Origin of the sequence: Reichenbachiella agariperforans, from assembly GCF_900142205.1 — a bacterium.
GTDB classification, from domain to species: domain Bacteria; phylum Bacteroidota; class Bacteroidia; order Cytophagales; family Cyclobacteriaceae; genus Reichenbachiella; species Reichenbachiella agariperforans.
Genome location: NZ_FRAA01000008.1, coordinates 1 through 14,252, shown reverse-complemented (window position 1 = coordinate 14,252; position 14,252 = coordinate 1). Strand labels below are relative to the sequence as shown.

At 43.3% G+C, this 14,252-nt stretch carries 9 protein-coding genes; 6 read left to right on the top strand and 3 right to left on the bottom strand.

Annotated elements, in window-relative coordinates; genetic code table 11:
* Nucleotides 1-8 precede the first annotated feature (8 nt).
* From BUB99_RS16950 to BUB99_RS20695, 6 genes are all read left to right on the top strand, one after another.
* On the top strand, nucleotides 9-2,336 hold the full coding sequence (locus BUB99_RS16950) for an acyl-CoA dehydrogenase family protein (RefSeq protein WP_073124521.1): 2,328 nt from the start codon (nucleotides 9-11) through the stop codon (nucleotides 2,334-2,336).
* Between the two features lie 103 nt (nucleotides 2,337-2,439).
* On the top strand, nucleotides 2,440-3,192 hold the full coding sequence (locus BUB99_RS16945; protein WP_073124519.1) for a porin family protein: 753 nt from the start codon (nucleotides 2,440-2,442) through the stop codon (nucleotides 3,190-3,192).
* 356 nt (nucleotides 3,193-3,548) lie between these two features.
* A complete protein-coding gene (locus BUB99_RS16940; protein WP_073124517.1) occupies nucleotides 3,549-4,724 on the top strand; it encodes a T9SS type A sorting domain-containing protein in 1,176 nt (391 codons plus the stop codon).
* A 392-nt stretch (nucleotides 4,725-5,116) separates the two neighbouring features.
* On the top strand, nucleotides 5,117-7,957 hold the full coding sequence (gene rapA, locus BUB99_RS16935; RefSeq protein WP_073124515.1) for an RNA polymerase-associated protein RapA: 2,841 nt from the start codon (nucleotides 5,117-5,119) through the stop codon (nucleotides 7,955-7,957).
* A gap of 77 nt (nucleotides 7,958-8,034) precedes the next feature.
* Nucleotides 8,035-8,931: a DMT family transporter gene (locus tag BUB99_RS16930; RefSeq protein WP_073124513.1), complete on the top strand. Its 897-nt coding sequence runs from the start codon at nucleotides 8,035-8,037 to the stop codon at nucleotides 8,929-8,931.
* 287 nt (nucleotides 8,932-9,218) lie between these two features.
* Nucleotides 9,219-9,353, top strand: a complete 135-nt coding sequence (locus tag BUB99_RS20695) for a hypothetical protein (RefSeq protein WP_262501923.1) — start codon at nucleotides 9,219-9,221, stop codon at nucleotides 9,351-9,353.
* A 326-nt stretch (nucleotides 9,354-9,679) separates the two neighbouring features.
* Here BUB99_RS20695 and BUB99_RS16925 read toward each other — a convergent pair whose 3' ends face one another.
* The 3 genes from BUB99_RS16925 to BUB99_RS16915 form a co-directional block, all read right to left on the bottom strand.
* Complete coding sequence (locus tag BUB99_RS16925; protein ID WP_170863831.1) at nucleotides 9,680-10,846, bottom strand: PD40 domain-containing protein; 1,167 nt, start codon at nucleotides 10,844-10,846, stop codon at nucleotides 9,680-9,682.
* 89 nt (nucleotides 10,847-10,935) lie between these two features.
* Nucleotides 10,936-11,919: a PorP/SprF family type IX secretion system membrane protein gene (locus tag BUB99_RS16920; RefSeq protein WP_170863830.1), complete on the bottom strand. Its 984-nt coding sequence runs from the start codon at nucleotides 11,917-11,919 to the stop codon at nucleotides 10,936-10,938.
* A gap of 47 nt (nucleotides 11,920-11,966) precedes the next feature.
* On the bottom strand, nucleotides 11,967-14,252 hold a 2,286-nt coding region (locus tag BUB99_RS16915), incomplete at its 5' end, for a tandem-95 repeat protein (protein ID WP_139281074.1).

The window sequence follows — 14,252 nt, the reverse complement described above, 5'->3', positions numbered from 1 at the left end:
CCATATCTATGAAAGACGATATTTTAGTTTCCCCATATTTCGAGAAAAATCCTTCGCTTTATGCATTCCTTCCCATGTTGTACATGGTGTGGGCGGATGCAGTATTGACCTCTGCTGAGATAGCTAAGGTTAGAGAACTCATGGATGAGCAAGATTGGTTGCAGGCGGATGAGCGAGCATTTATTCTGTCTCATCTAGATCCTCAGAATCCTCCTTCACCGAGAGAGCTCAAGAGCTGGCTTGTAGAGATTCGCCGTATCTCGGACCAGTTGAGTCCCAAAATGCGTAACTCACTCGTAGACATTGGACTAAAGTTAGCCGAGTTGAATACGGCAGATGGAGACTCCGTTGCGCTTGATAAAACGCGGGAGTCATTGACGCAAATCGAACAAGCACTCGGCGTGATATCCAATGAAGCAGCCTATCACCTACGATCCGCACATAGAGAGACTGCAACCAGTAATCAAACAACTGAGCAGACTTTTGATGTGGAGACCTTAGCGGATTTACTGGATGGAAAGGACAAAGAAATTATTGCCGCCGTGAAGGCCGTTATATCGCAACCTGATTTTGCCTATCTGGAGACAGATAACCTATCGGAGTATCGGGAGAAAGTACTGGACTGGTGCAAGACTCTTGCTGAAAATGGTTTCGGAGGAATGGCCTATCCAGAAGCCTATGGTGGAGGTGGAGATATGCGATCTTATTTCAGTATCATGGAGACGCTGTCTTATCATGATCTTAGTCTGGTGATCAAGTTTGGCGTGCAGTTTGGATTGTTCGGGATGAGTATCCATTTTTTGGGTACGCAAAAGCATCATGTGAAATATCTGCCTGCTGTAGGTAGCCTAGCATTGCCAGGCTGTTTTGCGATGACAGAGACGCACCATGGATCCAATGTGAAAGGCATAGAAACGACTGCTACCTACGATCACAGCACACGAAGTTTTGTGATACATACACCTCATGAAGCAGCCTGCAAGGAGTACATCGGCAATGCAGCTGTTCATGGTGAAATGGCGACTGTCTTTGCCAAGTTGATGATAGATGAGGTAGACTATGGTGTCAATGCATTTTTGGTACCGCTGCGTGATCCACAGAAACAGACATTACCGGGAGTCAAAATAGTGGATTGTGGTCGAAAAATGGGACTTAATGGCGTGGACAATGGTCGAATTTGGTTTGATCAAGTCTCGATTCCTTACGAAAACATGCTCGATCGTTTTGCTTCGGTCAGCGAGGATGGGCAGTTCGATAGTCCGATTACCAGTGACAACCGTCGTTTCTTTACCATGCTAGGCACTTTGGTCGGTGGACGAATCGGTATCCCAAGATCGGGGCTGAGCGCGATCAAGTCTGGATTGGCCATTGCTATCAAATATGGAGACCAACGCCGACAGTTTGGACCTGAGAACGAGGCGGAGGTACCGATCTTGAACTACCGGACACATCAGCGGAGATTGATGCCACTACTGGCCAAAACCTATGCTTTGCATTTTGGGCTGCAGTATCTGACGGAGCGCTTTTTGGCACGAACGGATGACGATATGCAGGAAATCGAGGCACTGGCTGCCGGACTGAAATCCTTCTCGACTTGGCACACGACTCAAGGTCTGCAAGAGTGTCGTGAAGCCTGTGGAGGAAAAGGTTATCTTTCCGAAAACCGCATAGACAGACTCAAGAACGACACGGATGTCTATACGACTTTTGAGGGTGATAATACTGTCCTGATGCAGCTGGTCGCAAAGAGTAGACTCTCGGAGTTCAAAAAGGAGTTTTCGGACATCAATCTCTTTGGGATCATCGGGTATATCGCCGATCAGGCGAAAACATCGGTCACTGAGCGTAACCCTATCACAGTGCGTAACACCAATAAAGAGCATTTGTTGGATTTTGAGTTCCACCTAAGTGCTTTTCGTTACCGTGAAAAAGAGATACTCTCCTCTGCTGCACGACGTATCAAACATCATATAGATGAAGGAATGGATTCCTTTGATGCATTTAATCAGACACAAAACCACATGTTGACGGTCGGGTCAGCCTATGTCGAGCGGGTTGTGCTAGAGCAGTTTGTTGCGCAGGTCGAAAGAACCAATGACCAAGGGGCAAAGGCTGTGTTGACGCAGTTGTGTCAGCTTTTTGCGCTGACGCAGATTGAGAAACACAAGGGTTGGTATCTAGAGAATGGATACATGGAAGGAATCAAAACCAAAGCCATCCGTAGAGAAATCAACGAGCTCTGTGCGGAAGTCAGAGAAAATGCCGTGCCTTTGGTGGAGGCGTTTAGGATTCCAGACAGTTGCCTCGCAGCACCTATCGTCGTAAATAAAGCCTGAAACATATCACGTTCAAAGTGCGCTAGATGGAATACTCAGATGGTCTGATGATTTCTTGAGTCTGCTCCTGATTATTCCATCTGATTCTATAATTTTGGCCTTCATGAAAATCAGGTTCATTTATCTTATCATCCTATTCTTAGTTGGGGTGCGTTTTGGGGCTCAGGCACAGGACGAACGAAAAACCTATCTAGGTGTCAAAGGCGGGTACAATACCTCTATGGTTAATGTGTACCATTCCTTCAATGGCTATGAAATAGATCAAGGACTGAAGCATGGCTATCAGGCGGGAATCGTGGTGATGAACTTTCTTCGAAACCATATCGGGATTCAGGCAGAGCTGAATTATACGCAGAAGGGATATATCCAGCGTTTTTCTGAAAATAAACCCGAGTTAGGTTCTACGTTGAATAGTAGTCAGTTACGCTTCGTTGCATATCCAGAAGGGGCTGTGACACAAGAGCCTGATTTCGAATCGACCTTTGACTATATAGAGTTACCTTTCTTATTCAATCTCCATACAGGCAAAAATCAGTTTCATGTATTCTTCAACGCAGGATGTTATTTTGAGTACTTGCTCAAAGTGGAGTCTTCTCCTTTGCCTACAGATACGGAGGGGGTTGATTTTCACCCTTATGACGAGTCTCGTGATCCGTCTTACGGCTATGGTTTTAGAGGAGGGATTGGGTCGTTCTATGAATCCCGATTGGGGACATTCATGCTCGAAGCGAGCTTTAGCTACGATCTGAGTAACTATATCGATCCTGTTACTTACAGTTCTGGAGAGCCGACCTTATCCAACCACATGATGCTTGGCGTGACTTTGGGGTATTTGGTGTCTTTTGGGGCGTTGTAGGTTAAGGGCTGATTTTGTGGTTTTTGTATCTATACGGTCTTCTGACTACTTCAGTATTTTTTTATTTGTCTAGTAGGCTATGGCTTTTTTCGTTTATTTTCTTTAAATTATTCCAGCAGCATTTATTAAAATATCCTTTCTTAATTGTTTAGGACAGGATGTAGGGTAAGACTAAATTGAAGAAATAGCGGTTTTTTTAGAATCGTGTAGGCTTCATGTGTTTAGTCACGAAATGTGCTGAATACATTCACTTTCAATAGTTGAAGTATTTCAGAAACTGCAGGCCATTGTCTCATGATAGGGTTAATGCAGAATGTAAAACTTCTATAAATTTTTAACAAAGACTATGAAAGAAAATGAAAGTCACGAAAATAAACTGTTTTATTCTGTTAGGGATGATGTTGAGCTCGATTGTCATCTATGCTCAATGCCCAACAATTAATCAAATCAATGAAGGCGATGGGGCTCCTGAGTACACCTATATTGTTACTGGGGATGATTGTGATGTCGAGAACGGCGGGAATACAATTACCCAAGGTTATAACGATGGGGTGGAATCTTTGTTGACTATTGCATCTGACGCTTCGCTCACGATTAATGAGGATTTTGAGGTCTATGACAGTGTCAAAGTCTACGGGACATTAATCGTCAATGGTGATATGACAGTAGCGTCACGAGATGGAGCTAGTGGAGTACTGTATGTAGCGCCAGGGGGTAGTGTGACTGTCAATGGAGACTATACGAATGGAGGAGAAGATGCCGTTTTGATCATCATACCACTCGATGAAGGAGATCCAGGTAATACCAATGTGGAGGGAGAAATGACCGTAAATGGCACCTATACTAATAATGATGGAGGAACTACAACTGTCGCAGATGGAGGGACTATGCAAACCGACTCTTGGGATCAGGAGGGGGGAGATGTTTATGTTTCGGGCGGAGATGGCGTAGATTGTGCTACAGGTTGCTGTGGAAGTGGTTGCGCGGCGTTGCCTGTTACTTTGGTGGGCTTTTCAGTAGACCAAGACGGAGGTGATGCAATATTGAGATGGTCTACGGCTCAAGAGCTCAATAATGACTATTTTATCATTCAAAAAAAACGTATAGATGAAGAGAGTTTTCGTGATTTGGCTAGGGTAGTAGGTGCTGGTACAGTGAATCATCAGATGGAGTATGAGTATGTAGATTTTGATTTTGAGCAAGACTCTTATTACCGTCTAGTTCAAGTGGATTATGATGGGCAATCAAAAAAGTTTAGAACACTGTATTTGAGTAATGATTTGGCTCATAAGGGTGCAAAAATGTTGATTTATCCTAACCCTTCTAGCGGCGCATTCCATTTGAAAGGAGAAACATCGCTATCTATGAGAGTGATTGATATGTCTGGGACTATAATCTATGAAGATCCGCATGTGTCTACTACACATGCGGAAACAAATCTTAATCATGCGATAGCTGATAGGTCGGGTAGTTTTTTTGTAACGTTTTATGATCAAAATGATGCTTATACCCAGACAATTATCAAACACTAATTTTGACCAAAACATAGTAACGGTTACCCATCGCCACTAAAAGCAAAAAGAACCTAGATAGGTTCTTTTTGCTTTTAGTGGCGATGGGTATGTATGATTCTGATGAAAATAAGTCCTATTTCTAAACCAGTCTGTAAAGTTGGGGGTAAAAATCAATATTCGATATTCATAATAGATGGTTATTTTATAAAAAAACAATAACGAATTTCGAACAATGAATATTGAATAACGAGGTGGTCTACTATCTCTCCCCCAGAAATACGGAGCGATCCCTGTTTCTATGTGGTTGGACTGAAATAAAGGTTAGCGGTTGTTGGAGATGCGGGCAAAGATTGAAGAACTTGCATTTTTTAGAAAACATCCAATCTGGGTGGTTAATCGTTGAGCGTAAAATGGCAGATCATATAGGGGATTTTTATCCAGATCAAAGATGGACAAGTGAGGGAGAACCTGAGCTAGGAGTGGGTGTAGTAGTTGAGGTTAGTAAAAATCGGGTGCAATTGTATTTTCCTGCATCAGGGGAGACGAGACAGTATGCTTTGGACGGAGCGCCGCTGCGACGAGTCGTTTTCAAATCAGGAGATACTGTGGTAGATGCTAATCAGCGTCCTTTTGTGATCGAGCGGGTACAAGAAAACACCGACCTGTTACTGTACATAGGGAAAGAAGGCGTTTTGTCGGAGGCTGATTTGGGTGATGTGTCTGTGACACATGGTGTGGACGACCGTTTACTGATCGGTGACGTAGAAGCACCTAGTGTCTTTGCACTCAGAAGAAAAACATTGGCATACGATCACCAGCGTAGGATTTCTCCTATCAATGGGTTCGTAGGTGGACGTATAGACCTCATTCCGCACCAGTTGTATATCGCACATGAGGTCAGTTCTCGTTATGCGCCACGCGTATTGCTGTCGGATCAAGTAGGCTTGGGCAAAACGATAGAGGCGTGTTTGATTCTGCATCGTCTGCTGTTGAGTGGGCAAGTCTCCCGTGTACTGATATTGGTACCAGATTCTTTGGTGCATCAGTGGTTTGTGGAGATGCTGAGACGTTTCAATCTATGGTTCCATATTTTTGATGAAGAGCGATGTGCTTCATTGGACGAAAGTGCACCTGATGGCAATCCTTTCTTAGATGATCAATTGGTGATTTGTAGTACGTCATTTTTGGCTAACTCTCAGGTGCGTGCGCGCCAAGCGATCTCAGCAGACTGGGATATGCTGGTGGTGGACGAAGCGCATCACTTGGAGTGGTCTCAGACGCAAGCAAGTCCCGCCTATGCTATCGTAGAGATGCTGAGCAAGGTCGCCAAAGGGTTGTTGCTACTGACCGCCACGCCGGAGCAACTGGGTGTGGAGAGTCATTTTGCGAGACTCAGGTTGCTAGATCCAGATAGGTATGCAGATTATGAGGAGTTCATCAACGAGTCACAAGATCACAAAATGATCGCCAACATCGTGGAAGATTTGTCTCTAGGAAATGCTATGAAGCAGAATGATAGAGCCTTGCTAGAAGCGATGTTTGGAAAAGAACGAGTGGCTAAGGTAGAAGAAGGACAAATTGTCGCAAAAAATCAACTGATAGAAGACTTGCTTGACCAACACGGTCCTGGGCGAGTGGTGTTTAGAAATACGCGTGCTGCCATGAGTGGTTTCCCGACACGTGAGGCGCACTTGATTCCTTTGACCGCCGTGGACAATCACGAGGAGTGGATACAGCGCATGACGAAAGAATATGCAGTGGATAAGCAAGTGGAGACGGGGGAAGGAACAAAGCAACGGTTTTGGTTTTCGGAAGATCCACGGGTCACGTGGCTGGTTGCTTTGCTTGTACAATTGAACCCTGCCAAAGTGGTCTTGATCTGTCGCAGCAAAGCGAAAGTGTTGGCATTAGAAAAAGCGTTGGGAGAACTCAGTAGTGCCAAGGTCGGGGTGTTTCATGAAGACCTCACGATCGTACAGCGTGATAGGAATGCCGCGTGGTTTGCGGAGACAGATGGCGCGCAGATATTGCTGTGCTCGGAGATCGGTAGCGAGGGGCGCAACTTTCAGTTTGCGCATCACTTGGTGTTGTTCGATTTGCCAGTGCACCCAGAGTTGTTGGAGCAGCGGATTGGTCGTTTGGATCGTATCGGACAGTCTGACGATATCCAGATCCATGTGCCGTATCTCAAAGGAAGCCCACAAGAAGTGCTGGTGCGGTGGTTTCATGAGGGGTTAAATGCCTTTGAAGAAAACATAGAAGGTGGCAATCAGATCGGGCAGCTGTTTAGCGATCGTTTGGTCGCTGCAACGTTGGCTGCTACGGATAGTAATACGCAACTAGAGTTGCTCATTGATGATACAGCTGCCTACCAGAAGGAGCTCAAGCAAACCTTGGCCAATGGTCGTGATCGATTGCTCGAAATGAACTCATTCAGGCCAGCGGTGGCGGACCAGCTCGTACAGCAAATCCATGAAGCGGATCAAGATCTATCGCTTGAACAATACATGACCGAAGTATTCGAGCACTTTGGGATCGAGATGGAAGACCTGGCACCTCGTACTTATTTATTGCATCCAGTACGAACGAATGCGGAGGTATTTCCATCCATTCCTGATGAGGGGATATCTGTCACTTTTGATCGAAAGCGGGCCTTGAGCAGAGAGGATTTGAGCTTCATCAGTTGGGATCACCCGATGGTAACTGGCGCGATAGATATGGTACTGAGTATGGGTACTGGAGGTACTGGTTTTGGCGTGCTGCGAGGGACAGAAGGGACTGGGATATTGCTAGAGGCCACCTTTGTACTAGAGACAGCGGGTAGATCAGGCGTACATGTTGATCGTTTTCTGCCGAGTACACCCTTGCGAGTAGTGGTCAATCACTCAGGAGATGAGGTCACGGGAGATTATTCGGTAGACATGTTTCGCCAGCAGTTGATCCCTGGACGGATAGATGATCTCCTTGATAATGAAACGCTGGTGGATGCCATTATCCCAGAGATGATCAAAACTGCTACAGAGGTAGCAGAGCAGATGAAAAAGGAGGCAATAGAAGGGGGGCTCCAGCGGATGAACCAAACATTGGATCATGAAATCGGTCGATTGGCCTCCCTGTACAAGCGAAACAAAGCCATCAGGCAGGATGAAGTTCGTACGGCGTTGGAAGAGAAAGAGGTCTTGACTACTTTGATCGGGGATGCACGCATTCGTATGGATTCGGTGCAGTTGATTAGAGAAGGAGGGGACTGATCGAAGAATGCAAACGCCGTGGTGGTGGGTGTTCGTTCAGTAGCAGTGTAGTTATATCGCAAAAACAGTCGGATGATATGTGGGTAATATTTGGAGTGGTTTCATTGTTGGCATTGGGGGTATATGACTTACTCAAGAAAGTCTCGTTGAACAACAATGCCGTTTTACCCGTCTTGTTTTTCTCTACAGTAGCTTCTGCTTTACTCTTTGTGCCACCACTTGTGCTTTCTCATACCGTAGCGGGGTTCGAGCAGTATGATAATTTCTACATTCCTGCGGTTAGCCTCAAAGTCCATTTGTTGATTATCGCTAAGGCATTGATCGTTGTGTCATCGTGGATTCTATCCTTCATGGCACTCAAAAACCTCCCCATCAGTATCGTCTCACCGATACGCAGTACAGGTCCAGTGTGGACGTTGCTCGGGGCTATCGTGATCTATGGCGAAACGTTGACGACTCTCCAGTGGATCGGGATGATGGTTGCCTTGGTGTTCTTCTACTTTTTTTCCATCGCGGGCAACAAGGAAGGAGTCGATTTCAAAACCAACAAATGGGTTTGGTTCATCTTTCTAGCGACCCTCATCGGGACCTTCAGTACACTCTATGACAAGTACCTGATCGCGCACTACAACCGCTTGGCGGTGCAAGCCTACTTTTCCTTTTATCAAGTGCCGATCATGCTGCTGGTGCTGTGGCTTTTTTGGTATCCCAAACGAAAACAACTCACCCCCTTTCAGTGGCGGCATGCGATACCGCTGATAGGAATCGTACTGGTCTTGGGGGACTTTGCTTACTTCTATGCGTTGACTTATGAGGACTCATTGGTGTCGATCTTGTCTCTGCTACGCAGGAGCAGCGTGATCATTTCCTTTGGGGTAGGAGCAGTACTATTCAAAGAGAAAAACATCTTGTACAAATCTCTGATACTACTGGGGATCATTGCAGGTATCGTGCTCATCATGTTTGGGAGCTAGGTAGAGACCAAAGTATAAAGTTGAAAAATCAGGAACTGGGAGGAGATTGAAAGCGGCGAATGTTATTGTTGAGATTGCTATGTTGGTTTTGATAAGTGACGTGATTTTGGCGTAGTTTAGGTGCGAAAATAGCGTTTGGAGCGTGATATGCTGACGATGAGAAAATAGTTTTAGCTATTTGAGACAGGGCAGAGGAGGTTAGTCAAGAGACTTCTTTTGTGACTGGCTAGATCCACTGACAAGCGTTTTTTTAATGCCTAAAAGAGCATTATTCAAGCAAAGCAAAGATGTATTTACTAGGGTACGAGATAGGCAGTACGACGATTAAAGTCGCTCTGATTGACACAGAGGATACTAAGGTCGTCGGTGTAGATCAATATCCAGAGCATGATTCGATGATACTGTCGCGCCATAGCGGATAGGCAGAGCAGCATCCTGAGTCTTGGTGGCAGGATCTCTGCACCGCCACCCGAAATATCCTGTCACAAAATCAAATCAATCCACGAGATATTAGAAGGCGTCAATCAAGCCATGCAGGATGCTTTGGAACTGGCAGCATAGATGGTTTGGTTTGTATTCTGATCTTCAAATAGCTATCTCTCATTACGAAAAAAATGCAGCAAAGAGCCTCACAAATAACCCATATCACACTAGAAAGTATTCATGCTGTTAAAAGCTTTTGACAGCATGAAAGAGGAGGAATAAAAAAGGAATGAAAGTATTCAGAGACACTTTTAGTAGAGGTCATTTACAGAGTGGAGTATTTTTCGACTTTCCTAACGAACGAATCTGAGTATCCTACTTTCCGAAGGGTATCCATGCCACGTAGTGCTTCTACTAGCGTTTGAAATTCTCCGATGTAGTAACGATCCAAATGATCCTTTCCTTCAGATTTTTCAACATGACTGATGTCTAGATGATCAAAGAATATTTTATTTGGCTTTTTCCCCCTTGGCATAGCCAAAATTTGAATTGTAAATGGCAGTCGATCTTCTTTTTCTACCACCTCGACGGGTTCTGTTTTGATAGTATCGATTGGTATTTCGACTAGGAGGGTGTCTACAATCAGCGTATCATATGCTGTGGAGTCTTCTACGATAGTGTCTGTTACGATTGGGATTTCTTCGTAGCTGAGGGTGGTACTATAGATATCTGCATATTTTTCTTTCTTTGAACTGACATAAAAACTTTCTCCACTGGGATAGGTGGAAAAATAAGCATCAAAAGCAGTACTGTTGATAACGGGACCTAAATTGACAGGAACAGACCAGTTGAGCCATGTGCTATCTAGACGTTTGGTCATAAAGAGGTCGAAACTACCATATCCGTCATGCCCATCACTAGAGAAAAACAAGGTCTCATAGTCATCACATAGGAAAGGGGATATTTCACCTTCGGGGGTATTGATTATCGTATCCAAGTGAATAGGGCCGAGCCATTTGTTTCCTTCTAGTCGATAGATATACAAATCTTCATTTCCATAGGAGTCATTTTTGTTGGAGGATTCTATGATGACATCTTTATTGGAGGGAACAAAATAGCCCTGAAAGGAGCCTATTCGTTTAAATTTTAAATTTAGCTCTAAAGGGGGTTGCCACTTGCCGTTTTTTTTCTCTGAAACAGAAATACCATAGTCCCATCTTAGTGGATTTGAATAGGTGTTTTGTACGTAGATACTACTGTCATTATTTCCTACTCCTAGTATGATATTATTGTATTGATTATTGAGTTGATTTAAACTAACAGCCGTGTCCCAGACGCCTGACTGGTCTCTTTGACTATACCAGATGTCTTGAGCACCTAGCTCCCCACCGATATTTCCTTCATAGAAAGTTCTGACAAAGTATAGTGTATTGCCATCACGACTTAATAGGGGAGAGACCTCTTCGGATGTTGAGTTTATAGTAGACTCCATTTTTTTGGGTTCAGAAAAAATAAGTTCTTGTCCTAAAACTGTACTATGGAGTGAAAACAATAGTATTGTGAATATGATGTATCTCATTTTTACCAAATAGGGGAGTACCTTTTTTTATTTTTTAGTTGAATTCCAAGAATGATTTCGTGACTACTAGAGTTTTGTCCGTTATCAGATGTTTTGATTTCGTAAGAATACCCAAAGCTATATTTATTGTTCATCATAAAGCCTAACATAGAGATGATTGACCCATCATTTCTGTACGATAATCCGCTATATAAATTTTGATCATATCGAACTCGTATACCTACGTCAAATAGGAAGGGAAATACGGTTGAATATCTGAGGTATGCATTTGGGATAAGCTCTATTTTAGGCCAAGGGTTTAATCGGTATCCGCCGAGTAGGTTATGCAAGAGACTCGATGAATAGCGGAGGTTGTACGCATCCCCATTGATAAGTATATAAGCGGAATTGATTATCGAATAACTTATATAAAACCGATCAGAATAGGCGGAAATGCCTGAGTTCAACTTTAGGTAAGTGTTTCTGTATTGATTGTGGAGATATTCTTGATAGATAGCGTCGTTTTGAGGTCTCAGTACAAATAAGTTTGAAATGTCGACATTGGTATTGTATACACCAAAGGAAAACCCCAGTGATAAATACATTTTACTACTGACGGGTACGTGAATCGCTGTGGAGGTCATTATTTCTATTTGATCTATTGCTCCGATCTTATCACTAAAAACGTATCCTCCTATACCTATTTTTGTTCCTTTGGTAGTATATGGGGACATATCACTGACTCGTACCGAGTTGTACTTGTGAGGGTTGTTTTTGTCTAGTTTGATTACTCCACTGCCACTGATAAATTGTGTTTTTGGAGCTCCTTCATATCCAATCCATTGTTGCCTTGTTCCCATCCTGATATCAATGAAGTCGTTTGCTCCATTCAAGGCTGGTGCAAACACGGGCATTAATTGGTAATACTGGCCAATGACAACATTGCTTTGACTGGCAGCATCTAAGGTGATTATTAGTAACAAAACCTGTATGATTAGGTGTTTCATTAAAATGCCTTTTTTGATTCTATTATTTCGTGTCATAAAGAGGCTGTTTATAATATGGTTACAAAACCTTTGTAGGTTTTCGCTTTGTTATCGATGATTACTTCTATTTGATAGAAGTAGGTTCCAGTAGGCAGTCTATCTCCTCTGTATTTTCCACTCCATGGGGTTTTATATCCTCTAGATTCAAAAATCAACCTCCCTGACCGATCAAAAATGACTACTTTGTTGTCATCAGATAGATTCAGATTTAGAATCTCCCAAGTGTCATTTTCATTGTCTCCATTGGGCGTAAAGGCTGTAGGGATAATCAAGCGTGATTTCTCATTTTGCTCGATGGATATTACGAAATCTTGAATAATGGTAGCCCCACCTTTGTCTACAGATTGAATGGAAATCTCGTAACTACTTTGATCAGACATATAAAATACCTCATTGGTGTACAAGGTCTGTCCAGATAGTAAGAATAGGTCGGAATAGTCACCATCAACGATTGTATAAATATGATTGTCGATTATATCTTCATCCACAGTAGTTAATTCTCCTATGACTGTTTCAATTGGGCTAAGCTCAATTACTCTGTTGTAATCTAGATGGAGGTGCGTAGGGGGGTCATTTTCATCAGTTACATAAATAGTAAATGTTTTATCGTATGAAGCTCCATTGCTATCCGTTGATCTAATGATCAAATCGTAACTGCTTATGTTTTCAAAGTTGAAAACCATATTGGAGCTCAATACATCTCCTGTTATACTAAACAGAGATGCATTTGTACCCAACAATGAATAAGTAAACGTCTCATTAATATCTAAATCTTCGCTATTGAGTAGTCCTATTTCTGTTCCCGATACTGCATTTTCCATGATTGTGGTGTCAGATAAGTATATATCTGTAGGAGGGCGAAATTTGCTATTTACAGTGATCGTAAATATTTGTTGAATATTTACTGTACCGTCAGTCGCATTGAGCGAAAAGTTATAATCACCAGTGTCACCATTGTCAGGAGTCCCCGAGAGCGTGGCTGTACCGTTTCCATGATCTGTAATATTTAACCAAGTAGGTATAACAGCAGCGGTGATAGATACAAGATCTCCATCATTATCTGAAGTTGTAATCGTGTAACTATAGAGTGTGTTAGCATCTACCGTAGTAATTGGCGTAGAAGTGAATACCGGAGCATCGTTGACTGGAGTGATGGTAATGGTTACGGTAATGGTATTCCCATCACTTGTTCCATCATTCGCTTTATAAGCGAAGCTGTCAGTAGTCGTTTCAGATCCGTCATGTATGTACTGGAAAGTACCATCACTATTTAAAGTCAATGTACCGTGTGAAACATCTGTAGCCAGTTTAGCCGTCAAGGCATTACCTTCTACATCAGTATCATTGGCCAACACGCTGTTTGCCCCACTTGTCAGGACAGTTGCTGTTGCACCTTCATTGACAGCTATGATATCTGCTATTGCTACAGGAAGGTCGTTTACCGCTAAGACACTTAGCGATAAAGTAGCATCATCGGTATTGACACCATCTGTAACAGAATAGCTAATGATAGGAACAATGCCATTATAATTAGTTGCAGGAACGAAGACATAGCTTCCGTCTGCATGTATGGTCACACTACCGACTGATAAGTTTGCGGTCTCACTTGGATTATAAGTGATACTTTCGACTTCAAACGATTCAATGCTCACAACATCACCGTCAGCATCACTTGCATTATTGAGCAATCCTGAAGCCTGTGCAATGGTCAAAGTGATATCTTCATCTGTGGTATTGCTGTTGTTATTTGCAGTAGGAGCAGTGTCAGTATCCGTATTACTCACGGAAATCGTTATATCTGCCCATCCATCAAAGTTGTCATCTGACAGCGCATCAATGATAGCAATAGTGGCGTCATAGGTAATTACTCCGTCGATAATATTATCCGCTACTCCTGTGATGGTCACTGTCTGTGCTACATTCCAGTTAGCTGGGGTAAAGGTCAGAGTGGCTGGAGCTACCGTTCCTTCTCCAGTATCACCAGAAGTGATGCTAATTACCACATCTGTATCCGGTTCGCTCATCAGTTTTACTGTGAAATCATCTGTAGTCCCTGACTCGGAAGTTGATGCTGTGGTTTCTGATACTTCAAATCCAGGAGAGTCATCATCTGCATTTTCTACAGCTACGGTTTGACTAGCGAGAGGATCAAAGTTATCATCGGAGCTAGCGTCTACTACCGCAATGGTCACATTATATGTTTGAGTGCCATCTATGATGTTGTCATCCACACCAGTGATGGTCACCGTTTGAGCTGTATTCCAAGAGGTAGCAGTAAAAGTGAGCGTAGCAGG